The organism is Larkinella sp. VNQ87 (assembly GCF_049445795.1).
GTDB lineage: Bacteria > Bacteroidota > Bacteroidia > Cytophagales > Spirosomataceae > Larkinella.
In genome coordinates, this window is sequence record NZ_JBMSDT010000013.1 from 226418 (window position 1) to 252007 (window position 25590).

Sequence of the window (25590 nt, forward strand, 5' to 3'; positions counted from 1 at the left end):
TATTCGTTATTTTTTTCGCCCCTTTCCAACCTTTTCCCTTCCTTTCCGCACTTTATTCTGAACGTTCAACGATGCTTTGCGCTTGACTCTGACTCCCGATTTAACGGACAACGAACTCGTCGCCCGCTGCCTTCGGCCGGATCATCCGGCGGATCGGCGCATGGCGCAGCGGCTGCTGTTCGAGCGGTATAAGCGGGCGATGTTTTCGGTGGCGTTTCGGATGCTGAACGATTACGACCACGCCAACGACGCCTTGCAGGACGCGTTTGTGGAGGTATTCCGGCACCTGGATTCGTTTCGGTTTCAGTCGACGCTGGGTGTCTGGATCAAAACCATCGTGGTGCGGCAAGCCTTGCGAAAACGGCAACTCGAATGGCGGTTTGAAACGCTGGACGAGGAGCGGCACGACCGCGCCGTCGAGATACCGGACACCCTGACGGGTGAAATGCTCGATGCCGCCATTCGGTCGCTGCCCGACGGCGCGCGGACGGTTTTCGTGCTGGCCGAAGTAGAGGGCTACAAACACCACGAAATTGCCGCGATGCTGAACATTTCGGAAGGCACGTCCAAGTCGCAGGTGAGTTACGCCCGGAAGCTGCTGCGGAGGAAATTGTCAGAACCGTCTTGAACTTGGATTACACAGATTTTGGGATTAACAGGAGATAAAAAGTAGATGGATTTATCGGACGCCATACGGGATTTACCGGAATACGAACCCCGGGCCGACTTGTGGGACCGGATCGAGGGCGATTTGCGGGCGGATGGGGCCATCGACCGGGTGCTGGGCGACCTGCCGGTTTACGAACCCCGGTCGGATGCCTGGGAGTCGGTGGCGGAGCGGCTGGAAAAACCGGTGGTTCGGCCGCTGTGGGTGCGTTCGCTGCGGTGGGCGGCTGCGGCCGTGGTGCTGCTGGTTGGGGGGCTTTGGCTGGTGCTAAAACCGGCTTCCGACGAAAAAGTGACGATTGCCTACGAGACGGAAGTGGTCGAGACGGAGTTGACCGTGGTGCCGGAAGCCCCGGTTTCGTCGGCCGACCGGAACGTGGAGACGTTTATCAACGAGCAATGCGAGCAGCAGGTCGTGATTTGTCAGAAACCGGAAGTGAAGGAATTGAAGCAACAACTCGATGAACTGAATACCCGAAAGGCGACGGTGGAGGAAGAACTGGCCGTTTTCGGCAACGACCCGGCGCTGGTGCAGGCGCAGATTAAACTGGAAAACGAACGGGCGGAAGTGACCAAAGAACTTGTCCGGCTATTAATGATATGAAAACGCTGCTTTTTCTCCTGATGGTAACGACGCTGCCTGCGCTGGCCCAGACCCGGCTGCAGGTGGTGACGAAAACCGTAGAAAAAGAACTGGCGTACAACGCCGGGCAGCGCGTGAACCTGACGGCCCAGAAAGCCGACATCACCCTCAAAGGTTGGACGAAGGCGACGGTGCTGGTGCGCCTGAAGCTGATTGCCAAGCACCCCGAGCGCGAGGTGGCTGAACGCGAACTGGACTTTCTGAATTACGAGATTGAAACACGGAAGAACGTCATCGAACTCGCCAACCGCTTCACGATTCCGCAGCGGGCCGGGGCGGTGCGGGGCAATCTGAAGGCGGTTTTTGAAATCTGGCTACCCGCGCGCTGCCCGGTTACGGTCAGCAACACGTTCGGCGATGTGAACCTCAGCGATCTGGCGGGCGAAACCACGCTGAAACTTGAATTCGGCAAGCTGTCGCTGGTCAACCTGAGCGGCAAAACAACGGTGACGTCAGACTACGGCGACATCGACGCCAGCGAGTTGACGGGTACATTCTCCATCAAAGCCGAGAAAGCCGAAATCACCCTGCGCGAACTGGGCGGCAGCGGCACCCTGCAAAGCCGCTACGGCAAGCTGACGATCCAGCCCGGAGCGGGGTTGACGGCGCTGACCGTGCAGGCCGCCCGCACCAACGTCTATCTCGCTCCGCGCCGGATGGACGATTTTCAATACGATATCGAGACGAGTTATGCCACCATTCAGGTGCCGGAAGGGTATGCCAACCACCTGGGGCAATTCATGAACAAGCGCCGGTTCGATTACCAGCCACCGGGCCAAAAACCGTTGATTTCGATCACGAATTCGTACAGCCCGGTGGTGATTCAACTGGCAATGAGCGGGGTGACGCGGGCGAAATGACAATTAGGAGAAATTATGAGACACGCTTTACGACTAGGAATTTTGCTGGGCTTGGGAACGAGTTTGAGCAGTTACGGGCAACAATGGACGGGCGGCTTGAAAGGAATCGCGCCCATCAGCTTGGAAGTCAGTCGGTTTTACCAGCAAATCGATGAATTTGAGGTGGTGGAGTCGAACAGCGGAGACGCGCGGGGGCAAGGCTGGGGGCTGTTTGCCCGCTATGATCGGCCGCGTTGGTACAGTCAGGTTGAAGCTAACCGGGGGCGGTATTACATGCCGGGACTTTATTTTTCGTCCGATCGAACGTCTTCGGGCGCAGAATTGACACTTAAACGCCAGGACATTCGGCTGATCGGTGGTTACAAACCGCTGCCCTGGCTGCGGATCAACGCGGGTGTCGTTGGTAATTGGAACCGGCGTGCTTACTCGTACAATAATCAGGCGCATATTCAATACTTGGAAGATCAGATCCGGACTTATCCGGCCCAACGGGAGTATTATGAACCTCAGGTCAAACTGGCCCGGATGACCCAGGCGGTTCGCGATGGTTTCAAGCGATTCAATACCGAGGCCCAGGGCGGTTTGGGCGTCGACATCGGCGGGCTCACACTCGATCTGACCTATACCCGCAGCTTAAGCCCGATCCTCGACCAGCTTGCTGTTGGCGGGCAGTCGTACCGCGTCCGGCAACAGTACGGTTTTTGGTCACTCAGCGCGGGGTACCGGCTTTTTCCGCTGAAAACATTCTTGCTCCAGCCCCGCAAAAACAAGCGGACGTACGAGCGAATCAAGCAATCCATTCCGTATTACCGCAACGAAGTAGGTGCCGGGCTAGGCGTCACCAGCGATGATTTCGGCGGCTCGTGGTTGTACGAAAACCGGTACACGCGCTATATCCACCGGCGAATCGGCCTCACGGCGGTGGTAGGCCTGGTGCGGTCGTTCGAGGATTACAGCGGCTTTTTACCCGAGATAAAAACCGGGTTTCAGGTCGCGGCTCAGGGCCGGTTTTTACCGCTGTACACCCGACGGCATCAGCTCGGTCTGGCTGTCGGCCCGGTTTATACCATGACCTCGGGAATCAGTCCGGCTTACGGCTCGGGTACCTATACGTCTGACGGTCAGGTGATCGGGAAGACGATTACGGTGCGCCCCGACAGCCGGCGGAAAAACCAGAGTCTGGGGAGCCAGTTACAGGTCGATTATCAATTCATGCCCACCGACCGCATTCCCGTGGGTGTCTGGTTTCGCCATCAGCAAAACCGGGCGCTGACGTACGTTGCGATGGGGTTTCAGATGGGATATCGTTTTTAAAAGCCTGACCATGAATCGTTTTGGTTTCGTTTTATCGCTGCTGTTCCTGCTGGCTGTCACCGGCCAACGACCGGTTTTGGCCCAGGCTTCAGACGGCTATCGTTGGGAGTTGTCCACGGGCGGCAGCGCCCTGCGTTTGTCAGATGTTGCGCCGACGGGCTGGTTTCTACGGCAGCAGGTGACGTATTTCCCACACAAAAACATCGGTTTTTCGGCGGGTGTGAGTTGGGGTAAACTAGACAACCCGGCCCCCTTACAGGCCGCCGACCGACGCGAACTGTTGAATCTGTTCTACCAACACCATAACGCCACGGAGCTGAATGTTGTGCTGGCCCCGCTCCGGTCGCGCCGACACACGGTACGCGTCTCGGCGGGACTGGCCTTCTGGCGACTTCGGGTCATGACGGTCGACAGCGTATACACCACTCGCTATCCAATTGACGACCAAACGACGATTCGGCCCGCTTTCAGCGATTCCCGGCGGGTCGTTCCGCAGGTTGGACTCGGGTATCAGGTGAATCTGACTCCGCGCTGGCTGCTGGGCCTGGAAGGCCGGGCGTATCGGTTGGGGCCTGCAAAAACCGCCACGACTCTGGGCCTGACAGCAGCTTACCGGTTTCGGCTCCATCCTGATTCCCTGGGACTCACCCACTTTAACCGTCAGAACCTGAAAGTAGGGCTTCGGGTGGGCGCAACGCACAGCACCGAAAACGGGCGCTCGCCATCCGAACGCTACCGCACGCGGCTGGTCGGGGGTGTCTGGGCGGAGTTACCGATTTCGCTCACCTGGTCGGCGCGGGGAGAAATCAGTTATGCCCAGCGCGGCTACCGGGTGGACAACTACCGGAAGGGCAATCTAAGGTATTTGCCGGCCGTGTCGAGTGAGAACTTTCTGGACTGGACGCTCCTGTTTTCGCACGAAGTAGCCTACCATTGGCGGTTGTTTGCCGGGCCGCAACTAGCGCTTTTCCTGAACGGGCAGGCCGAGGTAGACGGGAAGCCCAGCCCGGTTCGGCCGCGTAATTTTAGTGGTATTGTAGTCGGCACCGCCGTGCAACTCGCCGACCGCTGGCAGCTTGATGGCCGTTACCAGCGCGATGTCCTTTCGTTTTCGACCAACCAGGGCGGTGGCCTGCACGGTTTTCAGCTTGGAATAAACTATTTGATGAATTAAAAACCGTATGAAAGCTATATCCACACCCTTTTTAACACTTCTCGCTGCCTTGGCGCTGGGCTGTCTCCAAACCGCCCACGCCCAGCAAACCACGTATTCGCAGGAAGATAGCGCCGTGACGACGGGCGAGTTGAAGCGGCTTTACCGGTACATCACGCGGGCCAATGTGGAGGAGAAAACACTGCTCAAACTCGGATTCTGGCCCAACGCCGGGGATCGGGATTATACGGGAAGACCTTCGTTTCGGATCGGCCTGAATGCCGATGTGTCCGTCGAGCGGAAAATCACGCCCTCGTTTTCGGTGCTGGCCGGTTTTGATGTGATGCTTCGATACAATCGTTTTCGGCGGTTCGATGTTCCTTATGATCAACACGGAAATGGAGATCTGACCGATACCGATAAGATGGTCCGAAACCTGATGTATGCCAAAATAGGAACCCGCTATTATTATAGCATGGCGAAAAATATTCGCAAGGGGAGGTCAGCAAATAACTTCTCTGGAAACTATGCCGGGTTACAAGTCTCAAAAGTGATTGTGAACCAGACCAATAGGCGTATCTATGATACGAAAACGGGCCAGACGGTCCGAACAGATCGGATCAATGGTATCGGCACCTATGATTTTCCGGTCGTTTTTCCGCACTGGGGAATGCAACGCCGGATGGGTCGCTTGGGCTTTGTCGATGTCAATGCCGGGCCGGAAATTACTGTACCGCATAAATACGACTCGGCTCCAATTTTCAATGACGGCTCTCATTTTTTCGAAAAATATTATAAGCCAACGGTTGCCCTGCGCGTCAATGCCGTCATCGGGCTGGGCTGGTAAGCTTTCAGAGGGGTTCATACACTCAGTTTCTGGCTATACGGTTCGGGGTTGGGCCGGTTTTTGTTGAGAATCAATTACTTTCCGTACGTTGTTCTACGCAACCGCAACCCCATGACCCCCGAAACCGTCTTCCAGATCGTCAACACGCTCGTCCTGCCGCAGTGGCTCCTGATGATTTTCGCCCCTCGCTGGAAACCAACCGATTTCCTGACCAAAACCCTCCTGATCCCGGCGCTGCTGTCGCTGGTCTACATTTACTACCTTTTTTTCGGCAACAGCGGCCTTGATTTGCAGTCGTTTAGTACGCTGGCGGGCGTAAAAACATTATTTCGTCAGGATACGGGCCTGCTGGCGGGCTGGATTCATTACCTGGCCTTCGATCTGACGGCCGGGAGCTGGCTGCTGCGTAACAGCCAGCGTCGGCGCGTGCCGCATGCCTGGGTGGTTCCGTGTCTGATTTTTTGCTTTTTGCTGGGTCCGGTCGGTTTGCTGTTGTATCTTGTAATCCGGACGGCGAAGGAAAAGAAGCTGTACTGAATTTTGACCGATGAGAACGTTTTCCTTTTTACTCCTATTTGTTTCGACCACGGCGTTTTCGCAATCGCTGCTCTGGAAAGTGTCGGGCAACGGCCTGAAAAAACCGTCGTACCTGTTCGGAACGTACCATATTCTGAAAGACAGCTACCTGAACCAGAACGCGAAGGTGAAAACCGCCTACGAAGGCGCGGAGGGCGTGGTGGTCGAAACCGAAATCGACTCCTCGGCCATGCTGTCGATGGCGATGCGCGGCCTGATGCTGAACAACAGCCTGAACAAGCTGCTGTCGGCCGAGGATTACAAACTGGTGGCCGATGAATTCAAGCAGCGAACGGGCTACGACCTGGGCCTGTTCAACCAGATGAAACCGATCGTCACGGCCACCATGCTGAGCCTGGCGTATGTCCAGAAAGAATCCGACACGCTGAGCCGGTTTACGGGCCTGCCGCTCGATCTGTATTTTTCCAGCGACGGCCGCAAACGCCAGAAAACCGTCAACACGCTCGAAACGATGGAGGAACAGATGACGTTTCTCTACGACCACGACCCGGTCGAAAAACAGGCGCAGCAACTGGTTGAGATGGTGAAAGGAAAAGCCGAAATGTACGACCTTAGCAAGTCGATTACCGAACTGTATCTGAAGCAGGACTTGCAGGGCATGTGGAAACTGAACGAAAAACACGGCAGTTCGTTCGGCGACATGACGTACCTGGTCGATGAGCGGAACCGCAACTGGATGAAGCGCTTACCAGCCCTGATTTCTATCCGGCCTACATTTGTGGCCGTCGGCGCGCTGCACCTGCCGGGGCCGAACGGATTGATCGAACTGCTGCGGAAAGAAGGTTACAAAGTCGAGCCGCAGTAATCAGGCAAATCGCCGTTTCAGGATTTCAATCAGCATTGCCACTTCGTCGCTGCTCATGTCCCACAGGTACTGAGCGGCATACCGGTACGACACCAGATCGCGGGCCTGGTCGTAGCTGGTGGCGCGGTTCAGTTCCTCGATCGCTTCGTTGTAGGAAGCCGCGTTGCCGTTGAACAACTGGTTGATAAACATAAACTTCTGGTTCAACGAAATGCTCTTGCTGATGCTCTCGATGGGTGCGCGGTAAAACGTTTCTCCAACCGTAACCGGCCCCGTTGATTCTTCCTCCGCTTTCGGCAGGGCGGCTTCCAGGGTCGGCGTTTCGCTCAGGTGCGCGGTAGCCTGGCTGGGCTGCATGGAAGGACCAGTCGGTTCGACGGACGGCCCGGAACGATCCAGAAAATGGGAACGGGGAGCTGCATCCGAATCCATCGTATTGATCACCGGAACGACCTCGTTTGTCGGGGGCGGAGGAGCCACCTCCGGGGTTGGGGCCACCGGCGTCTCAATTTCGGTATCAAAAAACGACTTGTTGGGTGTCAAAACCGGTTGCGGAGGAGTAAAGTCGTACGAGGCTTTCCGGAGCAGAACGCCGGGGTCGAGCAGTAGTTTTTCGGAAAACAGCGTAATGTATTTCTCCGGTTTTTCGAGTTCCCGGCCCCGTTGCATCAGAATCTCGTCGAGCCAGGTCAGCGCCTGGTTGACGTACACCACGCTTTTCCCCTTCATGCGTTCTTCCAAAGCCGCCGGAACAAACTTGTTGATCTGCGTGTAGCGGGTCAGTTGGTGGGCGGCATCGGCCGACAGCGAGAAATCCGGCTGGTTGCGCAGGGCTTCGTCAAAATAATGGCGCGGATCGAAAATCAGGATCAGCGTCCGGCGGGTCGCGTCGGCCAGCAGCGGTTCGAGGTGTTCCCGGCGCACCGAAATGTGTTGCGAGACGGTGTTCATGAACACCTGCATGGCTTCGCGAACATCCGGGTGTTCGAAATCGAAATAGGGGCTGCGAAACCGCTCGGCATCACTCCGCCACTTCTCGGACAAACTGCTGATCACGAACAGGTTTACCTGACTAACCGCACTCAATTTCAACAACTCCTGACCGCTGATGACACTGTGATGCGCAAAAAAATCACCGGCCACTTTTCGGGCATATGATTTGCAATATTCAGTAAGGGAGGAGGCATTGAACTTGTTCGACATATCAAAATATCTTTGCTTTGTAAAGATATGGTTTTCGGTCAGAAAAATCCGTTCGGACATTGGTGAAAAAATAGGGACAAAAGCCGCTTTTGTTGCTATAACAAGAAAAATGCCAGTTTATTGAGAACCAGCAGGCTGTAGGGCGACAAAATACACCGAATCTCGGTTTCTGCCTCCACGGATTACCTTAATTTTATTCAACGTTGCGACACTATGTTTATTGAACCCAACCGCCGACGTGATCCTCCCCACCTGCGCACGGGTTGGATTGAAGTCATTTGCGGATCAATGTTTTCCGGAAAAACCGAAGAACTGATCCGGCGGATTAACCGGGCGCTGATTGCCCGGCTCCGGGTGGTTATTTTCAAACCGCTGATCGATACGCGGTATCATCAGGAGAACATCGTGTCGCACAACGCCAACGCCATTCGGTCGCAGCCAGTGGCCTCGGCCCGCGAGATCCTGGAACAGGCGGGCGACAGCGAGGTGGTCGGCATCGACGAAGCCCAGTTTTTCGACGATAAAGAGCTTCTTGAAGTCTGCAATACGCTCGCCAACACCGGCAAACGCGTCATTCTGGCGGGGTTGGACATGGATTTTGAAGGCAAACCGTTCGGTTGTATGCCGCAACTCATGGCTATTGCTGAATACGTGACGAAAGTACACGCCATCTGCGTCGTTTGTGGCGACATCGCCCATTATTCTTACCGGCTGGTGCCGTCCACCGAAAAAGTGCTGCTCGGCGAAACCGAAAGCTACGAAGCCCGCTGCCGCCGTTGCTACCACCTCGGCCCGCAGGTGACAAGCAAGGAGTGGGTGTATGAAGACAGTAGTAATGGATAATGAATATTGAATATCGAATATTGAATAACGAATATCGAACATTGAAGAACCGCAAAGAAGGAACGGTTGAAGGCAAGTCGTATCCATTTGTTATTCGTTATTCGTTATTCAATATTCGATATTCATTGTTCATTGTTGTTTATTTATTGTTCCTTCCCAACTCCTCCCAGGCTCAGCCCGGCACCTGGCGGACGCATCCCAGCTACTTATCGACGCAAACCGTGGCGGCTGTGGAGACGAAAATCTATGCGGCTTCGGAAACCGGTTTTTTTTCCTTCGATCCCGCCACCAACGAAGCCACGCGCCTGCACCCCGGCGATGGATTCAGCGAAACCGGCGTCAGCCAATTATTTTACCTGAGCGATCAGAAGAGACTGCTGGTCGGCTACCGGAGCGGGCTGATTGATCTGGTAACGGTTTCAGCGACCGGCGAACCGGGCGCAGTGAGTACGATTACCCTTATACGCGACGCAACGCAGATTTCCGGCAGCAAACGCATCAATCACCTGACTCGTTCCGGTGACGACGGTTATTTAGCATGTGATTTCGGCATCGTCGTGTTGGACGTTTCCCAAGGCGAAATTCGAGATACGTACCGCAACATTGGACCCAACGGCACACCGGTCGCGGTGTATGCCACGGCCCTGGCCCAGGACTCGATCTACGCGGCTACCTCGCGCGGTTTGCTGGCGGCCCGGCTGGCTTCCACGGTCAACCTAGCGTTTTTCGGCAGTTGGCGCACGGTTTCGTTGCCTGCGGGGACTTCCGTGAGGTCGGTGGTTGGCGTCAATAACCGGCTGTACGCGGCCGTGCCGGGTCAGGGCGTTGCCGAGCGGCAGGGTGGGAGCTGGGTGATTGTCAACGCCTTGCCAACGATCACCGGTTTACTCCAAACTGCGACGGAATGGGTGGCAACGGCACCCGACGAACTCCGGCGGGCTTCGGGCGTGGTCTTACAAAATGCGTTGCTGGGCGAGCCGAAAGAACTCGTGGAAGCGGGCGGGAGCTTCTGGGTGGCCGATTCGCTGGCCGGTCTGCTCCGGGTTTCGGGCAACCGGGTCGAAGCGGTCGGTCCGGATGGTCCGGCTTCCGATGTGTTTCAGCAACTGGCAACGGTGGGGCCGCCGGGTCAACCGGCCAACTTGCTGGCCTTGCCGGGCGGTTTTTCCGAGGCTCTCCGACCCCTCCGCCGACGCCGGGGCTTCGACCAGTTTTCCCAAAACCGCTGGCAGAATTTCCTGACACCCTCGCTCCCGACCGACTTTGTAACGGGCGTTTACAATCCCGCCGACCAGCGGACGTACCTCGGCAGTTTTGGGGGTGGTTTATGGGCGTACGGCGATCAGGGCCAGCCCGAAGTCGTCAACCGGGTGCTGGCGAACGTCAGCAGCCTGGCCGTCGATTCCAGGGGTGAAGTCTGGCTCGCTACGCCGACCCTCAATGTTGGCGTGGCCACGCTGCATGTCCGGCGGCAGAACGGGCAGTTTCAATCCTTCACGCCCATCCGGGGTGATAGTCAGCAGCTACTCATCGATGACAACGGTTTTGTCTGGATGCGGCTGAGCGCGGGCAACGGGGGCGGCATGCAGGTGTTCGACCCGGCGACGAACCGCACCCGCTTGCTTTATGATCAGGCCGGAGAAGGCGACTTGCCGGATCGCAACGTCCGGTCGCTGGTGAAAGACCGCGACGGCCTGATCTGGATCGGAACCGACAATGGCGTGGCGGTTTTCGATAATCCGGCGGGTGTTTTTACCGGTTCGGTCAACGCCTACCGACCCATTTTCGACCGTCGGCGGTTGTTGAGTGGTGAGTCAGTGACGGCCCTGGCAGTCGATGGCGGCAACCGGAAGTGGATCGGCACGGCCAACGGTTTGTACCTGTTCAATGAAGACGGCACGGTGTTGCTGGAGCATTTTACGACCCAGAACAGCCCCTTGCCCGCTTCACAAATCAATGCCCTCGCCTTGGAACCCGCCAGCGGGGAGGTGTTTATTGCCACACCCAACGGCCTGGTGTCGTACGGCGGAACGGCCAGCGAACCGGCTCCGGTTTTTTCGGCCCTAACGGTTTTTCCGAATCCGGTCCGGCCCGATTTTGGTGGGTTGGTCACTATTCGGGGCCTGGTGGAAAATACCGTCGTGAAAATTATGGATGCCGGGGGGCAACTCGTGTACGAAACCCGTTCGCAGGGCGGCACGGCTACCTGGAACCTGCGCGATTACCGGGGCCGGTCGGCCGAAACCGGGGTCTATTTTATATTCGCCGTAACCGCTGATGGCAAAGAAGGCCTGGCCGGGAAATTGGCCGTCGTGCGGTAATTGTGCGTTCGGCTTTTATTTTTGTAAAATGACTCAAAAGCCATTCATTGTCGGGATCACGGGCGGGAGCGCTTCCGGCAAGACCTCGTTTTTAAAAGGATTGATCGACGCGTTCACGGAAGACGAAATCTGCCTGATTTCGCAGGATAATTACTACAAAACGCTGGACCAGATTCCGCGCGACGAGATCGGCGTGCCGAACTTCGATTTGCCGGAAACCATCGACCACGTTCAGTTTGCCGACCACATCCGGCGGCTTCACGAAGGTAAAACCGTTGAAACGCAGGAATATACCTTCAACAATCCGAACGCCGTTCCGAAGAAGCTCCTGCTGCGACCCACACCGATCATCGTGGTGGAAGGCATTTTCGTGTTTCATTTTGAAGACGTTTCCGAGCAACTCGATTTGAAGATTTTTATCAATGCCACTAACAAGATCAAGTTCGAACGGCGGATGGTTCGTGATCAGGCCGAACGCGCCCTGTCGCCTGAGATGATCAAACACCAGTGGGAGTACCACGTGCGGCCGACCTACCGCGAATACATCAAACCGCACAAAGCCAAAGCCGACCTGGTCATTCCGAACAACCACCATTACCAGCGCGGACTGGAGGTTGTCATTGGTTATTTGAAAGGGAAAGTCGCTACCTTGCCGTCCCGCTAACCAAAACCGGACATTCTATTTTCAATCCTGAACCTGATTTATGAATTTCTCCTTAACCCTGCTTTCAGCCACGCTGCTGCTGACGACCTCCGTTATGGCCCAAAAACCGGAAACCTTGGACCTCTGGCCCGCCAACCAAATCCCGAATGCCGTTCCGAACGAGACCGTTCAGGAAAAGTCCGAGATGGGCAAAGACGGTATTCTGCGGATCAGCGAAGTGAAAGTCCCGACGCTGACGGTCTTTTTGCCGCCGAAAAATAAGGCGACCGGAGCCGCCATTATGATCTGTCCCGGGGGCGGTTATGCGCTGCTGGCATATGGCCACGAAGGTGAAGAAATGGCAAAATGGTTCACCGAGCGTGGTATGGCGGCTTTTGTGCTAAAGTATCGCCTGCCGGACGACCGGCTTCAGACCAACAAACACGAGGTGCCGCTGGCCGATGCTATGCAGGGCATGAAGCTCATTCGGCAAAACGCTGCCAAGTGGAATGTGGACCCCAACCGGCTGGGCGTGCTCGGTTTTTCGGCGGGCGGGCACCTGGCGGCCACGCTCTCGACGCATTACCACCGGGGCGCAGCCGCCAGCGAGGAAGCCAAACCCAACTTTGCGATCCTCATGTATCCGGTCGTGACGTTCGGGGCCAAGGCGCACGGCGGTTCGCGGGACCGGTTGCTGGGGAAAAACGCCAGCCCGGAGCAGATTGCTTATTATTCCAACGAATTGCAGGTCAGCGAAAAAACACCCCCGACTTTCCTGGTCCACGCCGAAGATGACAAAGCCGTGCCGGTGGAAAACAGCATCGATTATTACCTGGCGCTTAAGCAATTCAACATCCCGGCCGAAATGCACCTCTATCCGACGGGAGGCCACGGCTACGCGCTTCGAACCCAGGGCAAAGGCTCGGTCGAAGGCTGGCCCACGGCTTGTGAAAACTGGCTGAAGTCGATGAGGTTGTTGGAGAAGAAATAAGGCTTGATTGTTACACAGGGTTAATCAGAGAACATCAGGCGGGGCCGCCCGGCGGTTGATCAGAGAAACCCCTGATAACCTCTGATACTCTCTGATTAACCCTGTGTAATAACCTCATTCTCAAACCCGCAGGAATACTTTCTTCTTATACATAAAATACACAAATGCCCACTTCACCGCCAGGAACGCCAAAACCGCCCCGATAGCCCGGATGGGTTCGGAGAAGAAGCCCAGCAACCCGCCGAAGAAGAATTTGGCCGCGTACTCGAAATTGATGAATTCCCCGGCGATGTAAATCAGGATGGAGTTCATGCCGATGACGGTGAAGAAAAACGCCCAGCCGCTGATTTTTTTGACATCGATCACCCAGTAAAACAGGGCCAGCATCAACAGGCTCCAGCCCCCGGCCACCAACACGAACGAACTGGTCCAGAGGTTCTTGTTGACCGGAAAAATCCAGCCCCAGCTATAGCCCAGGATCAGGCACGACACACCGCCCAGCACCAGCCAGAGCGTTTTCTGGTCGCGGTGGGCGGATCGGCCATCGCTGCGGAGCAACTCCCCGGCGAAGATGCCTAGCAAAGCCGTTCCGATGGCCGGGATGGTCGAAAACAAGCCCTCGGGATCGTGGACTTTCAGGTACAGACGGCCCGGCAGAATCGAGCGGTCGACGTAACCCGCCAGGCTGCAATCCAGCGTCAGGACACCGGCTCCGCAACCCGGTACCGGAATCAGCATCATCAGAGCCCAGTAGCCGAGCAGCAACGCGCCAAACCAGGTGTATTGCGCTTTCGGGTTTTGGAAATAAAGGTAGATCAACTGCGCAAACATCCCGGCCAGCCCAATCCGGCCCAGCACGCTCGGAAACCGGGTGTCGCTGATCGGTTTGGTCAAAATGCCGTTGTTGTAAATAATGCCGAGCAGAACCAGAATCAGCCCGCGTTTGATGATCTTTCGGGCCAACTCGCTTTTCGAGACTCCCCGTTCCAGCCGACTGCCGACGGCAAAAGGCGTTGAAACCCCCGCCATGAACAAAAATAGGGGAAAAATGCAGTCGTAGGCCCGAAAGCCATTCCACTCGGCATGCGTAAACTGGTCGGCCAGGACGAGGGTCCAGGCCCAGCCGGTGGTTTTGGCCAGCACATGAAAAATTTCTTCTCCGCCCGCGATCCAGAACATGTCGAAACCCCGCAGGGCATCCAGCGACATCAGACGTCGGACAGGAGCGGGTTGGGCAAGCGCCGGTTCGGAAGCTGTCGTAGAAGTTGATTGCATACGTACTAGTTTGGGTTAAATGAGTAATTAGTATACGATGTTAGCTTCCGAATGGGCTACTGTTGGGCGTGAGGAACTGATTTATTTATCCGTCAGCATCAGTGGGGTGTTTCCGCGACCACCCAGCACGACAATCTTCGTATTGGGCGAAGCGGCCAGTTCACGCTGCGCTTTGATCTGTTCGTATTGCAATTGTTTATCCGACAGGCCCGTGGCCAGGATTTTCTGGTAGTCGGCAATGCCCTGAGCTTCCACGCGCTTCCGTTCGGCTTCCTGCCGTTCTTTTTGCAGCACAAACTGCATTTTTTGCGCATCCTGCTCGGCATTGATTTTCGATTCGATGGTGGTTTTGACGGATGCCGGAAGGTTGATATTTCGAATCAGAAGCTGTTCCAGCAGTAAGCCCCGTTTGGTCAGATCAGACTCGATGGTTTTGTAAATCCGGTTTTGAAATTCATCCCGTTTGGTGGAATACAAGGCCACGGCATCGTAGTAAACCGCGTTGTCGCGGATGCGGGTGCGGGTAATGGGTCGCACTACTTTATTTGAATAGTCGGAACCAATACTGCGGTAAATTTGGGGCGCTTCGGTTGGATTGACCCGGTATAAAACCGTTAGGTCGATGACAACTTCCAGACCATCGGCAGTCAGCACCCGGATGGCGTCGTCGCCCTGTTGTCCGCTTTCGTCGTGCGCCCCCGACATGGTGTAATTCTGGGTTTTGATGTCGAATTCGGTGACGGCCACGAGGGGATTGACCCAGTTCAGGCCACTTTCCAGGACGCGATCCTGCACGCTCCCGAATAAACTTTGTACGCCCACCGTTCCGGCGTCGATCTGCCGGATAGCCGACGACGCCAGCCCGAAAAGAATCAGAATAACCCCGACAACTTTCAATGGCCGGGAAAACCGGGAAACGGTTAGCGAAGGCGTGTTGATGGCAAAACCAATAATGAGTGCCAGGAAACCGAGGATCAGGAAAAGCATAACGTTACGTGGGTATAGGAAGTGAGATGCGGATTTATCGCAAGTAATGATACGAAATTTCCGCCAAAGTACTTACCTCCGTCGCAACTTGCTGACAAGTCCGCAGGACGCCCCATTGATAACCCTCCCAGACTGGAGTCGGTCCCGGTCCGCCGGATGCTACTCCTGCTCCACTGTTTCCGGTATGGAGCTGGGCAAAAGTCTACTCGACGCGAAACCGCTGAATCCACTCAGCAACGGTCGCGTTGGTCAGGTCGAACAGCAGATTGGGGTGAAGGCCCAGCAGTAGAGCCAGAGCCGCCAGCGGAATCAGCATCAGCCGTTCGCGGGTGTCGAGGTCGGTGAGGGCGCTCAGGGGTTCGGTGCGCGACCAGAGGGTGCCGAAAAACATGCGTTGGAGCGTCCAGAGGAAGTAAGCAGCCGCCAGAATGATGCCCAGCGTCGCCACGGCCGTCATCCAGCCCGGCAGCCAGAGCGATTGAAAACTGCCCATTAGCGTAAACAGTTCGCCCACAAAACCGGAAAAACCGGGTAGGCCGAGCGAGGCAAAAAAGGCAATCGCGGTCAGAGCCGTATACCCCGGCATGGCGCTCGCCAGGCCCCGGTAATGGTCGATGCGCCGGTCGTGGGTGCGGTCATAAATGACGCCGGTGAGCAAAAAAAGCATGGCCGACAACACGCCGTGGCTCGCCATCTGGTACACCGCGCCGTTGATGCCTTCGGAAGTCAGCGACGCAATGCCCAGCAGCACAAAACCCATGTGCGAAACCGACGAATAGGCAATCATTTTCTTCAAATCGCTTTGAGCCAGCGCGTTGAAACCACCGTAAACAATCGAAATCACGCCCAGCCCGGCCAGCAGCAACGCATATTCGGCGGCTCCGTCGGGGAAGAGCCCCCAGCCGATGCGCAAAAAACCGTACCCACCAATTTTCAGCAAGACACCCGCCAGCACCACTGAAACCGGGGTGGGCGCTTCAACGTGCGCATCGGGCAGCCAGGTATGCACCGGCACCACCGGGAGTTTAATCGCAAAACCGAGAAAAACGCAGAGGAAAGCCAGCAACCGCGACGGAATCCCGAACCAGACCGTTTCGCCGGTCGGACCGAGCAACGAATCGGGCAGGTAATTGCCGCCGTGGGCCATGTAGCGCAGGTCAAACGTGTGGACGAGTTGCTCCGAGCGAAGTTTGTATTCCGATAAAAGATACTGCACCTGCCGGATGAGTTCGTCCGTCGCTTCGGAGCGGTCATCGATCAGACCAATTTGCAGGGCGGTTTCGATGGGGTCCATCACCGACAGATACAGGCTGATCATCACCAGCAGAATCAGCACCGAACCGGCCAGCGTATAGAGGAAAAACTTGATCGACGCGTATTCTCGACGTGGACCACCCCACAAACCGATGAGAAAGTACATCGGCAGGAGCATAAATTCAAAGAACAGAAAAAACAGGAAAAAGTCGAGGGCGACGAAACAGCCGATGATGGTCGCCGTCAGGAGCAAATACAGGGCGTGGTAGGCTTTCAGCCGATGGTCGATGTGCCAGGAGGCCAGGGCTCCCACCAGCATCACCACGCCCGAGAGCAGCACGAGCGGCAGGCTGATGCCGTCGACACCCACCAGGTAATCGATGGAAATGACACCGAGCGAACCCAGTGGTAGGGTGATCCAGTCGACGCGTTCAAGGAGTTGATAATCAGACAGGCTTGGATCAAAAGCGCTGTAAACCGCTCCACACAACAGCAATTCGAGACCGCAAACGGCAAGCGTAACCCACTTGAACGTCTGTTTCAGGCTAGCCGGTAAAAGAACCACCAGCAGCGAACCCAGCAATGGAAAAAGAATCAGGAATGACAACAGCATAGTATAGAATCGGAGCCAATTTGCCCCGACTAGATCAAAAACCAAAGAATGACTAACAAACCGATGACGGCGCTGGCGATGTACGACTGCACCCGTCCGTTCTGCACCGAGCGCGTCAGGTTGCCCAACCGGTGCGCCAGCCACGAGGCCCCGTTGACCAAACCATCCACAATCGCCCGATCCACCCAACTGACCATGTGTGCCAGCACGACGCTTCCCATCCCGATCCAGTCGATGAACTGGTCGATTACGCGCTGGTCGAACCGGTAGAGCAGACGAGAAAGCCGTACGAACGGGTACACAATCAGGCGGGTGTAGAACGCGTCGAGATACCAGTTGTGTTCGGATAACCGGCTGGCGGTCGTCGAACGGGTCAAAACCGGCATTTGCCAGCCCAGCCAGCTACCGGCAGCCGCGACAGTGATGGACAAAACCGCAATCCAGCCGTACTCTTCGTGCGCTCCCGCCGTTGGAAAAACCTCGAAAAACCAGCTATGAGCCGCCGAAAACGGGTTGAGGGCAAAAACAAAACCGACGGATAAAACCGCCAACAGCAAAACCGGGCCGGTCAGCAGAAAACCGGACTCGTGCGCGGCAACCTCCGGATTACGATTCGTGCCGAAGAAAACCAGTTTCCCCTGCCGGGCCATGTAACAGGCCGTTAGCCCCGAAGACAACACGGCCAGCACGGGCACCGCGTAGGCCAAACCGCCCGCTTGTCCGGCCCAGTTGAACGCGCCGGTCAGAATCGTTTCTTTGGACAAAAAACCGGAAAACAGCGGCAAACCGGCCAGCGCGGCTGCGCAAACCGCCCAGCCCACGAAGGTCAGCGGCATGGCCTTTCGCAAACCGCCCATCCGGCGCATATCCTGCGTATGAATGCCGTGAATGACCGAACCGGCCGCCAGAAACAAACCGGCTTTGAAAAACGCGTGGGTGGTCAGGTGAAACAGCGCCCCGGTGGGGTTACCGGTGCCCATCCCAACCACCATCAGGCCGAGCTGTGAGACGGTAGAATACGCCAGGACTTTCTTAATATCGGTTTGGTAAAGTGCCGCATAAGCCGCCATCAGCATCGTCACTGTTCCGATGAGCGTGATGAACAGCAGAGCGTCGGGTGTCAGCAGAAAATGGATGCGGGCCAGCAAAAAAATCCCGGCGGCCACCATTGTCGCAGCATGAATCAGGGCCGAAGCCGGGGTTGGCCCCTCCATCGCGTCGGGGAGCCAAGTGGTGAGCGGAAACTGCGCCGATTTGCCGATGCAGCCGCAAAACAGACAAAGACCGGTCAGCGTCGCCAGCCGCCCGTCGGTCACGAACAGGTCCGGGAGTTCGGCCAGGTCGGTAGTGCCGGATTGAAAAAGCAACAGGAAAATACCGAGCAGAAAACCGGCATCGCCGATGCGGTTCATCAGGAATGCTTTTTTGGCCGCTGCGGCTGCCGCAGGTTTTCGGAACCAGAAGCCAATCAGTAGGTAGGACGAAAGGCCCACCAGTTCCCAGAACGCATACAGCACGATCAGATTCCCGGCCACCACAATGCCCAGCATCGAGCCAATGAACAGGCCCAAGTAGCCGAAATACCGGTAACGGTCGGGTGCGTCGTGGAGATAGGAAAGGGAATAAACCTGCACCAGCAAGGCAATGAAATGCACGATGACCAGCATCAGCAGCGTGAGGGCATCGACGCGGAAGGTGATGGGCACCGACCGGCCCGGAATCGTGAGCCATTCGGTTCGGACGGTTAGCGGTTCGGACCCGGTTTGGATCGCCAGCCAGACGGATCCGGTCAGCCCGGCCAGCGTCAGGATCGCCGAAAAACCGCCTGCCCACCCATTGACCCGCCGACCCGCCAACAGCCACGCACTGCCGCTCAAGAAGGGCAGTAAAACCAGAAGCCAGAGTAGATTTCGGACGGTGTGTTCGTCAAGCATTGCGCAGGATAACGGGACTTTGTCGGGGCAAATATCCTGAATAAATGGGCCAATAAAAATAATCGGCTCGTTTTATGGCGTTGGAATGGGAATCCGGATTGAGCGGATGGAACGGATGAAAACGGACTTTTTCGCGCTGATGCGTTCAATCGGTGTTTCTTCCGGATTGTTGCCATCGGTTACCGTAAACGCTGAACTTGAAACAGGAATTCACAATTTTTCATAAATTTGGTTCGGTTTTACCAATTTTCCTGAATTCCTATGGCCGTGGCAACCTCACAACCGACTGAACAATATAGCATGAACCTTCCGTGGACGGAATCGCCGTTTTTTCGTTCTGAACTGAAAAAAGCGAATCTGAGCCCGGAGATGGAACGCATCGTGACGCAGTTTGCGGAAGATGGCTACGTGATCTTCGATCCTGAAATTGATGAGTCGGTGCTGAATACCGCGCTCGAAAAGCTGGAACCCCGGCATGTCGCCGTTAAGGATGACCGGATTCAGGATGCCTGGAAAGAGGTGGACGCCGTTAAGCAGATTGCCATTGCCCCGAAGGTGCTGGAAGTCCTGCGGGTGTTGTACCGGCGTGAACCGATTCCGTTTCAGACCCTGAACTTCAAGCTCGGAACCCAGCAACGGACCCATAGCGATTCGATGCACTTTCACTCGATTCCGCAGCGGTTTATGTGCGGGGTGTGGGTAGCGCTCGAAGATGTTCGGGACGACAACGGCCCGCTGCACTATTATCCGGGGAGCCACAAACTGCCTTTTTATGATCTGTCGGATATCGGTATCCGGGCGACATCGGCCAAAACGCTGGACGAAGCTTACGGGAAAACGTATCCGAAATACGCTGATTTTCTGGAAGATCTGATTGAGGCCCAGAACCTGAAGAAAGGGATTCTGAACATGAAAAAAGGCATGGCGATCATCTGGGCCGCCAACCTGCTGCACGGGGGCGAAAAAATTCTGACTCCCGGTTCGACCCGCTACAGCCAGGTGACCCACTACTTCTTTCAGGATTGCGTGTATTATACGCCGTTGCAGTCGGACATGCCGCTCGATAAATTGTACCTGCGTCAGATCACGAACATCATCACCGGCCAGAAAGTCGCCAATAAGTACATCGACGAATACATCCACCAGGAAAATGAAGGCTACGCCATGCGGATTACCATTCCGACGGCCGTTCGCCGGATCGGGGGGATGATTCTGAAACCGTTCCGCAAGATTCTGGGGCGATAGAGAGACGGTTCACTCTTCCGGGCTCAGACAGGCGATCAGAACCAGCACCACGGCCAGGATAGACGCCAGGGTCCGAACGGCATGCAGTTGGTTCCATGGTCCTTCAAACTGCGCCCGCTGCCGGGACAGTTCTTCGACCGAAGCCGACGCGAGTTGAAACGAGTCGAGTTGCTCATTCAGCGGAATGTTGCCGAAAACCGTCACGCCCAGGCTCCCGGCCCAGTAAACCAGCGAAGCCGCTGCCAGCAGCCAGAACCGCCGGGAGAGCGGGCGGTTGGCATGCATCCAGGCGCTCAGGGGCAACAGCAGCGGAGCTCCCAGAAAGGCAAGCAGAAAAACCGGGTTCTGAATGGCCCGGTTGATCGACTGGAAAGCCGCCAGATAAGCCATATCCGACAGGCGGCTTAGCCCAAGATTGACCGAACACGAAAACGCGAAAAAAAGACCCGCCATCAGGGCGGTGCTGGTTCCGGCGAGTAGCAGGATCAGGTTTGCCAGTTTCATCTACTTTGAGGTTTTGGTGAAGACAAATTTGGCAGAAACCGGTGCGGGAAAATAGAACGAAACCGACAGGTAATTGAGGGATGTGAAAAGATGGTTGGTTAAACAAGTTGCAGTATCAGATGCCGAAGGGTAAAAATATTTCCCGGGGATAATTCATTGTCAGACATAAAACAACAATTACGAGTTGCACCAGTATCTTGTTTGAGGGTTCCGACTCGTGGCCCAACTCCTCTGCGGATAAGCAAATTATTTAGTTTGGATACAACGCCTGAAACGGTTCCATTTACAACGTAGCCAATCAGGCATCCTTTAGGATAGTATTCTGATAGGTATCTCTCAATTCCATCACTGATGTAGTATGATCTAGAGTCAGAAGCTATTACAGCTTTACCGCTCGTTTTTCTCCAGTTTTTCTCAGATAGATTTTTCGCTTCCGCATAAAATTTATGCTCTGTTCTGGCCCAAATTTTACCAAACTTCAAATCTATAGTTGGACTTTTAGCAGGATTACCAGTGCCGAAGAAAACGTTTTTACTATAAAGCTTATGCTGTGGATCAACGATGATGTCTTTTGCGGTTAAGTAGCCAACTTCTTCCATGTTTCTGACTAAATGCGCTGTGAGATTGTCTTCAACCGAGTTGACATCGTAAAGTTTTTCTAAATACATTTTTTCATAGCCTAGCAAAATACCTTCAATGCAATCAGCCGCAAACCGTTCTCTAAACTTGGTAGCAATGCTTATATTTATGGAGCCAAAACCATTCATGCCTCGCTAGTCAAGATTTCGAGAATAATTTCATCAGCATCGTTCAGTGCCATCGAACGAGACCAAAACCGCCGTTCATTGGGTTTTACAATATAAATTGTATCGTCTTTATAATACCTAAGAAACCGCCTAAAATAAATACTTTCAGCTTCTTCGCGATACGTATACGCTTCTAATTCCCGGAGAATTTCATCAAAACCATCAGATGGTAATTCTTCTATAGTGTTGTTTCGCTTCTGCTCATCTAGATGAAGGATAATTAGCTGTAAAGGTGTTTTACGATTTAAATTAAAGTATTGAGCACGGGCTTGGATACTATCATGCGGATGTAAGAAGTTATTTATTGTCTGGCAAAGGTGAGTAGCATAAGCTTGGCTGTGCTCAATATTAACCGATTTAAATGCAACGGATTTTTGACGTTCTTGAAAAGCATCTAATCTATAATTTAACAAATCTTCAATCAAAATACGGTCAGTCGTTGACAGGTTAAGTCCATCCCATAAAGCAAGTTCAATTTGCCTCTCAATTTCAGCTATTTGATAGTCAATTGGAGATATAGTGTTTCCTTTTTTTAGGTTTATTATTTCGTTAACTTTTGCCACAATTTGTTCTTTTGATTTAATTGGCAGCGTAAAGCAAAGATCAGGCAAGTCAAGAATTTCGTTAGATTTAATATTTTCTCTCTCTACACCCCAGTTGGAGGAAGTCAAAAACATGAGATAAGTGGCAAAAGACGAGTTTAAAAAACCTACTAATAATTTAAAATCATCAATATCATCGGGATTATGTAAACCATATACAGATTTTTTGTAAGAGCAATTATAATCAATAAAAGAAGCACAAAATCGTTTTTTTGATTGTCCTTCTTTTATGAGGACATGTGGGGCGTTGTATGAATTCATATCCCCAAAACGTCTAAAATGTTCATCATCTATTTTAAGAGTTTGATTTTTTGGGCTATAATATCTTGTAACGCTTTTAGAAGGGATATGAGGTAATTTTTTAATATCAGGATTAAACGTTTTTTTTGAAGGTACAAATACTTCCTTAGGGCCAAAAAAATCAAAGCCTACACCTTTATCCCATTTTTTTTGCTCGATAGTTTCTAAAAGAGAATATTTAGAATTTAGTCTATTGATTAGTGTAAAATCCCGTTCCAAACCCCACATGGCTACTTTCCAGATTTTAGTATCTGATTTCTGGCATTCTGTTCTAGGTAAATACTTTATATCTGTTGCATCTATCGCAATACCGTTAATTAATCGGTTTTTTATAATTGTTGTGGGAGTATAATAAGCTATCTTATTTGAAAAATTACTTTGTGAGATTGGTGTATAAAATATTACACATGTAGGTGCAACCGCTGATGCAAAGAAATTGCGTCCTCTTAGCTTTTCTGATACTCGTCTCAAGACTGAAAAATTATATATTTTCTCTACATAATTTTCATTGAAAAGGAAATGACGGAAACTCTGGTATGTTCTTCCAGTATTAAATAAAATTTTACTGGTCGAAATAAGGGCAATTTTAGCTTCTGATGACAACCTTAATTTTGTTACGCGATGTAAAAAAGCAATGGCTGTTTGCGTGGCAAAATCATGATTCTTATTTGATCTCTTTATATTTTCAATGTATTCTAATATCTCAGACGGCACATTTTTAGTGCCAAATGGTGGGTTGCCAACAACTAAATCAAATTCAATATTATCGAATGACCCGTTACCAAGACTGCTCATTCGGAAAAGATTTTTGCCCTGTTTTTGCCCTATTCTGTCGGGATCGTAAATTAAATGTGGAAATCTTTTGTTCTGCCACAACGTTTTTGGATCTAGCCGATCTAGCATAGTAAGGTAAATACTGAACGCAGTTACCTTAATGGCTTCAGCCTCGATTTCAATTCCAAAAATATTATCAAGGACAATACTTTTGATGATCTCAAATGTCAGTTTTTGATCAGAATGAACATACTCCCAGCGGTCAAGTAATCGGTTTAGGGTGTTGACTAAGAAAACTCCTGAACCACATGTAGGATCCATAGTCCTAATGTTGTAATTGATTTCGCCTGAGGAAGGATAAGGCAAAACCTGATTCAGTATAAATTCAGCTAGTGCGTGAGGAGTATAAAACGCTCCGTTCTTAGCCATTTCACCTTCTCCAACTTCTTTCCTTAAAAAATCTTCGTAAATTTCACTGATAACCTGAATCGGAATATAGCCGAAATCAAAGATACGCCAGTCTACAAATGTCATTTGCTGAGATAAAGCCCAGTCTGACCAGAAACACCGTTTAATTTCGTTTAAATGTTCTATTGTAACTTCATTACGCTCACTATCCTGAACAGGGCATAAATTTCCATTAAACGTAATTTCCAGCGTCTCAAAAAGTCGGTAGGTGGCTGAAAGGTCAGTCAATATTTCAAAATACGAGCTGGCGCCAGGCAAGTATTTTTCATAAAACGCCTTGTCTGTGGCTCCCCGGTCTTCCAGATATAGTACAAACAAAGACCTCAACAACAGATCATGGATGACATCGTCTTTCAACTTCTTCAACCGAAGCCGCTTACGGGTTTTCTTGATATTTTCAATCAGTGCCTGATCAACCCGCTTTTTAACATCAACGCGTTCAGCGTACTTCGTTTCCTGCCAGAAACCGCCTGACTCAATGGCAATTTTGCCAAATACGGTGCGCAGTTCATCTAAATCGATTTTGGCTTGCTTCGAAGCGTTTATTAATCGTAAATCTTCTTCTGCATCATCTTTTTTGTAATTCCGAGGAGTGTCATAGCAATTATAGACGCGAACTTCAACGGGGCTTTCAACGTATAAAAACGGTACATTGCCCTGATTCCAAACCTTGCGCTGAATACGCACTACTGACTGGATGATGTCGGGCGTAAAAGCTGGTACAGACTTAAAGTAAACTGACGGATATTCGCCAGAGAAATAAATTTTGTCTATACCTTCACCATCATCATCGAATCGTTTAGCCTGTTGCACATAGTGCCGCTTTAACGCCGAAAGTTCCGACGAATCAGCATGCACATCGACGGTCACAGTGAAGTCAAGCTGCTCAATGATCGAAAAATCCGTAATCATAGCTGAGTTGTTAGGCTATCTAATTTGTATTCAATTGATTGGAGCCGGTCGTTAAGCAGATGACTTGTATCTTGATAAACGTCAGGATAACCGATAAAGGCCACCATTTCCCATGCTTCAAGAATGTCGCCAAGTTCAACTGTATACGGTAAGAATTGCGGATTATCCGATACTAGAATTAATACAGAATTTGTTTGTCGAGTACGCTTCCCTTCATTTCGAACAATTTTTTTAAAAACAATTCCCTGATTTTTCACAACAAGCACATAGCGATTCCCACTCCTTAAGTCGCGTTCATGTTCAACAAACCGGCCGATCAGTACATAGCCATTGTGAAGCGGAGGCATTGAATCACCTTCTATATCGAATGCCCGAAAAGTGCCTTTATTTAGTTTGGGTAACCGGAAGTGGGGTAATTGCTCTATGAACTCTGGTTGATTGTGCTCGCTTAGATAACCTGCCTTGGCATTCTCTGGCACATACTGAATGTTCTCCCGTTGTTGACTATCAACAGTTATTGGCAAAACTCGTAGATCATCAGATAAGCGCGGCATTTGGCGCGGCTGACGAAACAATGGCATATCGACCAAGCCACTGATTAAATCATCAGCTTTTACCTTAAAAAGAGTAGCCAATTTGAAAAGGACACTGGAAACCGGTTCTGACTTACCTTTTTCATAATCTGCATAAGTAGATCTGCTGACCCCAATAGCATTTGCTACTGCTTCTTGAGTCAATTTCTTTTCCTTCCGCAAATCTGTTAAGTTCTTCGCTAACATTTTCCGGATTTTTTAGCATATGTCGGAAATTTCGGAATTCTATCTTACAAAACAAAAATCATACTGGCCTTTAGTCAAGGTATATGACATAAATCAAGTTTTATAACTTCCATGTGTTACTACAATTAGAAGCTGTCTAAAGTTTTAGTTTTTGTAATAGCACGCAACAAAACGCTAAGGAATGAAAGGCTAACCAGTTGCTGGCTTTGGTTTCAAAACGGTTCAACAAGGTCTTGTAACCATCCAACCAA

The 25590-nt window shown here is 52.7% G+C and carries 22 protein-coding genes; 13 read left to right on the forward strand and 9 right to left on the reverse strand.

What is annotated here, in order from left to right:
- Nucleotides 1-76 precede the first annotated feature (76 nt).
- The 8 genes from ACO2Q8_RS22420 to ACO2Q8_RS22455 all read left to right on the forward strand — a co-directional run bounded on the left by ACO2Q8_RS22420 (nucleotide 77) and on the right by ACO2Q8_RS22455 (nucleotide 6885).
- The gene (locus ACO2Q8_RS22420) at nucleotides 77-628 is read left to right on the forward strand and encodes an RNA polymerase sigma factor (protein ID WP_423347098.1); all 552 of its coding nucleotides are present in this window, start codon (nucleotides 77-79) and stop codon (nucleotides 626-628) included.
- 45 nt (nucleotides 629-673) lie between these two features.
- The gene (locus ACO2Q8_RS22425) at nucleotides 674-1270 is read left to right on the forward strand and encodes a hypothetical protein (protein ID WP_423347099.1); all 597 of its coding nucleotides are present in this window, start codon (nucleotides 674-676) and stop codon (nucleotides 1268-1270) included.
- A complete protein-coding gene (locus ACO2Q8_RS22430) occupies nucleotides 1267-2169 on the forward strand; it encodes a hypothetical protein (RefSeq protein ID WP_423347100.1) in 903 nt (300 codons plus the stop codon). Before ACO2Q8_RS22425 ends, ACO2Q8_RS22430 begins: the two co-directional genes overlap by 4 nt.
- Before the next feature lie 15 nt (nucleotides 2170-2184).
- Nucleotides 2185-3483: a hypothetical protein gene (locus ACO2Q8_RS22435; RefSeq protein ID WP_423347101.1), complete on the forward strand. Its 1299-nt coding sequence runs from the start codon at nucleotides 2185-2187 to the stop codon at nucleotides 3481-3483.
- Nucleotides 3484-3493: 10 nt separating this feature from the next.
- Nucleotides 3494-4657, forward strand: a complete 1164-nt coding sequence (locus ACO2Q8_RS22440) for a hypothetical protein (protein WP_423347102.1) — start codon at nucleotides 3494-3496, stop codon at nucleotides 4655-4657.
- A 7-nt stretch (nucleotides 4658-4664) separates the two neighbouring features.
- Complete coding sequence (locus tag ACO2Q8_RS22445) at nucleotides 4665-5483, forward strand: hypothetical protein (protein WP_423347103.1); 819 nt, start codon at nucleotides 4665-4667, stop codon at nucleotides 5481-5483.
- Between the two features lie 111 nt (nucleotides 5484-5594).
- Nucleotides 5595-6020 carry an ABA4-like family protein gene (locus ACO2Q8_RS22450; RefSeq protein ID WP_423347104.1) on the forward strand — a complete coding sequence of 142 codons (426 nt, stop codon included), beginning with the start codon at nucleotides 5595-5597 and terminating at the stop codon, nucleotides 6018-6020.
- A gap of 10 nt (nucleotides 6021-6030) precedes the next feature.
- Nucleotides 6031-6885: a TraB/GumN family protein gene (locus tag ACO2Q8_RS22455; protein ID WP_423347105.1), complete on the forward strand. Its 855-nt coding sequence runs from the start codon at nucleotides 6031-6033 to the stop codon at nucleotides 6883-6885.
- Here ACO2Q8_RS22455 and ACO2Q8_RS22460 read toward each other — a convergent pair whose 3' ends face one another.
- Nucleotides 6886-8088: a hypothetical protein gene (locus tag ACO2Q8_RS22460; RefSeq protein ID WP_423347106.1), complete on the reverse strand. Its 1203-nt coding sequence runs from the start codon at nucleotides 8086-8088 to the stop codon at nucleotides 6886-6888. It abuts the gene before it with no gap.
- 213 nt (nucleotides 8089-8301) lie between these two features.
- On the opposite strand from ACO2Q8_RS22460, the gene ACO2Q8_RS22465 reads away from it, so the two are divergent.
- The 4 genes from ACO2Q8_RS22465 (at nucleotide 8302) to ACO2Q8_RS22480 (ending at nucleotide 12886) form a co-directional block, all read left to right on the forward strand.
- On the forward strand, nucleotides 8302-8931 hold the full coding sequence (locus tag ACO2Q8_RS22465; protein ID WP_423347107.1) for a thymidine kinase: 630 nt from the start codon (nucleotides 8302-8304) through the stop codon (nucleotides 8929-8931).
- Nucleotides 8932-9056: 125 nt separating this feature from the next.
- Entirely contained in the window at nucleotides 9057-11252 is a 2196-nt protein-coding gene (locus tag ACO2Q8_RS22470) for a two-component regulator propeller domain-containing protein (RefSeq protein ID WP_423347108.1), read from the forward strand.
- A gap of 28 nt (nucleotides 11253-11280) precedes the next feature.
- Nucleotides 11281-11916 carry a uridine kinase family protein gene (locus ACO2Q8_RS22475; protein WP_423347109.1) on the forward strand — a complete coding sequence of 212 codons (636 nt, stop codon included), beginning with the start codon at nucleotides 11281-11283 and terminating at the stop codon, nucleotides 11914-11916.
- Between the two features lie 40 nt (nucleotides 11917-11956).
- A complete protein-coding gene (locus ACO2Q8_RS22480) occupies nucleotides 11957-12886 on the forward strand; it encodes an alpha/beta hydrolase (RefSeq protein WP_423347110.1) in 930 nt (309 codons plus the stop codon).
- 120 nt (nucleotides 12887-13006) lie between these two features.
- On the opposite strand, the gene ACO2Q8_RS22485 is transcribed toward ACO2Q8_RS22480, so the two are convergent.
- The 4 genes from ACO2Q8_RS22485 to ACO2Q8_RS22500 all read right to left on the reverse strand — a co-directional run bounded on the left by ACO2Q8_RS22485 (nucleotide 13007) and on the right by ACO2Q8_RS22500 (nucleotide 18949).
- Complete coding sequence (locus tag ACO2Q8_RS22485) at nucleotides 13007-14161, reverse strand: acyltransferase family protein (RefSeq protein WP_423347111.1); 1155 nt, start codon at nucleotides 14159-14161, stop codon at nucleotides 13007-13009.
- Between the two features lie 81 nt (nucleotides 14162-14242).
- On the reverse strand, nucleotides 14243-15148 hold the full coding sequence (locus ACO2Q8_RS22490; protein ID WP_423347112.1) for a prohibitin family protein: 906 nt from the start codon (nucleotides 15146-15148) through the stop codon (nucleotides 14243-14245).
- A 202-nt stretch (nucleotides 15149-15350) separates the two neighbouring features.
- Nucleotides 15351-17015 (reverse strand): complex I subunit 4 family protein, encoded by a 1665-nt coding sequence (locus tag ACO2Q8_RS22495; RefSeq protein ID WP_423347113.1) that lies wholly within the window; start codon nucleotides 17013-17015, stop codon nucleotides 15351-15353.
- 29 nt (nucleotides 17016-17044) lie between these two features.
- A complete protein-coding gene (locus ACO2Q8_RS22500; RefSeq protein ID WP_423347114.1) occupies nucleotides 17045-18949 on the reverse strand; it encodes an NADH-quinone oxidoreductase subunit L in 1905 nt (634 codons plus the stop codon).
- 300 nt (nucleotides 18950-19249) lie between these two features.
- Here ACO2Q8_RS22500 and ACO2Q8_RS22505 point away from each other — a divergent pair, with 300 nt between their 5' ends.
- Entirely contained in the window at nucleotides 19250-20194 is a 945-nt protein-coding gene (locus ACO2Q8_RS22505; protein ID WP_423347115.1) for a phytanoyl-CoA dioxygenase family protein, read from the forward strand.
- 9 nt (nucleotides 20195-20203) lie between these two features.
- Here ACO2Q8_RS22505 and ACO2Q8_RS22510 read toward each other — a convergent pair whose 3' ends face one another.
- The 4 genes from ACO2Q8_RS22510 to ACO2Q8_RS22525 form a co-directional block, all read right to left on the reverse strand.
- A complete protein-coding gene (locus tag ACO2Q8_RS22510; RefSeq protein WP_423347116.1) occupies nucleotides 20204-20698 on the reverse strand; it encodes a DUF1772 domain-containing protein in 495 nt (164 codons plus the stop codon).
- A 98-nt stretch (nucleotides 20699-20796) separates the two neighbouring features.
- A complete protein-coding gene (locus ACO2Q8_RS22515; protein WP_423347117.1) occupies nucleotides 20797-21465 on the reverse strand; it encodes a hypothetical protein in 669 nt (222 codons plus the stop codon).
- Nucleotides 21462-24560 carry an HsdM family class I SAM-dependent methyltransferase gene (locus ACO2Q8_RS22520; protein WP_423347118.1) on the reverse strand — a complete coding sequence of 1033 codons (3099 nt, stop codon included), beginning with the start codon at nucleotides 24558-24560 and terminating at the stop codon, nucleotides 21462-21464. The genes ACO2Q8_RS22515 and ACO2Q8_RS22520 overlap by 4 nt, the downstream gene beginning before the upstream one ends.
- Entirely contained in the window at nucleotides 24557-25339 is a 783-nt protein-coding gene (locus ACO2Q8_RS22525) for a helix-turn-helix domain-containing protein (RefSeq protein ID WP_423347119.1), read from the reverse strand. The genes ACO2Q8_RS22520 and ACO2Q8_RS22525 overlap by 4 nt, the downstream gene beginning before the upstream one ends.
- Nucleotides 25340-25590 lie beyond the last annotated feature (251 nt).

Excerpts from the sequence above, each read along its gene's own strand:
- ACO2Q8_RS22505 (WP_423347115.1), top strand. The coding sequence starts at position 19,250 with ATGAACCTTCCGTGGACGGAATCGCCGTTTTTTCGTTCTGAACTGAAA.
- ACO2Q8_RS22525 (WP_423347119.1), bottom strand. The coding sequence starts at position 25,339 with ATGTTAGCGAAGAACTTAACAGATTTGCGGAAGGAAAAGAAATTGACT.
- ACO2Q8_RS22515 (WP_423347117.1), bottom strand. The coding sequence starts at position 21,465 with ATGAATGGTTTTGGCTCCATAAATATAAGCATTGCTACCAAGTTTAGA.
- ACO2Q8_RS22480 (WP_423347110.1), top strand. The coding sequence starts at position 11,957 with ATGAATTTCTCCTTAACCCTGCTTTCAGCCACGCTGCTGCTGACGACC.
- ACO2Q8_RS22450 (WP_423347104.1), top strand. The coding sequence starts at position 5,595 with ATGACCCCCGAAACCGTCTTCCAGATCGTCAACACGCTCGTCCTGCCG.
- ACO2Q8_RS22520 (WP_423347118.1), bottom strand. The coding sequence starts at position 24,560 with ATGATTACGGATTTTTCGATCATTGAGCAGCTTGACTTCACTGTGACC.
- ACO2Q8_RS22460 (WP_423347106.1), bottom strand. The coding sequence starts at position 8,088 with ATGTCGAACAAGTTCAATGCCTCCTCCCTTACTGAATATTGCAAATCA.
- ACO2Q8_RS22475 (WP_423347109.1), top strand. The coding sequence starts at position 11,281 with ATGACTCAAAAGCCATTCATTGTCGGGATCACGGGCGGGAGCGCTTCC.
- ACO2Q8_RS22440 (WP_423347102.1), top strand. The coding sequence starts at position 3,494 with ATGAATCGTTTTGGTTTCGTTTTATCGCTGCTGTTCCTGCTGGCTGTC.
- ACO2Q8_RS22495 (WP_423347113.1), bottom strand. The coding sequence starts at position 17,015 with ATGCTGTTGTCATTCCTGATTCTTTTTCCATTGCTGGGTTCGCTGCTG.
- ACO2Q8_RS22435 (WP_423347101.1), top strand. The coding sequence starts at position 2,185 with ATGAGACACGCTTTACGACTAGGAATTTTGCTGGGCTTGGGAACGAGT.
- ACO2Q8_RS22485 (WP_423347111.1), bottom strand. The coding sequence starts at position 14,161 with ATGCAATCAACTTCTACGACAGCTTCCGAACCGGCGCTTGCCCAACCC.
- ACO2Q8_RS22455 (WP_423347105.1), top strand. The coding sequence starts at position 6,031 with ATGAGAACGTTTTCCTTTTTACTCCTATTTGTTTCGACCACGGCGTTT.
- ACO2Q8_RS22490 (WP_423347112.1), bottom strand. The coding sequence starts at position 15,148 with ATGCTTTTCCTGATCCTCGGTTTCCTGGCACTCATTATTGGTTTTGCC.
- ACO2Q8_RS22425 (WP_423347099.1), top strand. The coding sequence starts at position 674 with ATGGATTTATCGGACGCCATACGGGATTTACCGGAATACGAACCCCGG.
- ACO2Q8_RS22510 (WP_423347116.1), bottom strand. The coding sequence starts at position 20,698 with ATGAAACTGGCAAACCTGATCCTGCTACTCGCCGGAACCAGCACCGCC.
- ACO2Q8_RS22445 (WP_423347103.1), top strand. The coding sequence starts at position 4,665 with ATGAAAGCTATATCCACACCCTTTTTAACACTTCTCGCTGCCTTGGCG.
- ACO2Q8_RS22430 (WP_423347100.1), top strand. The coding sequence starts at position 1,267 with ATGAAAACGCTGCTTTTTCTCCTGATGGTAACGACGCTGCCTGCGCTG.
- ACO2Q8_RS22465 (WP_423347107.1), top strand. The coding sequence starts at position 8,302 with ATGTTTATTGAACCCAACCGCCGACGTGATCCTCCCCACCTGCGCACG.
- ACO2Q8_RS22500 (WP_423347114.1), bottom strand. The coding sequence starts at position 18,949 with ATGCTTGACGAACACACCGTCCGAAATCTACTCTGGCTTCTGGTTTTA.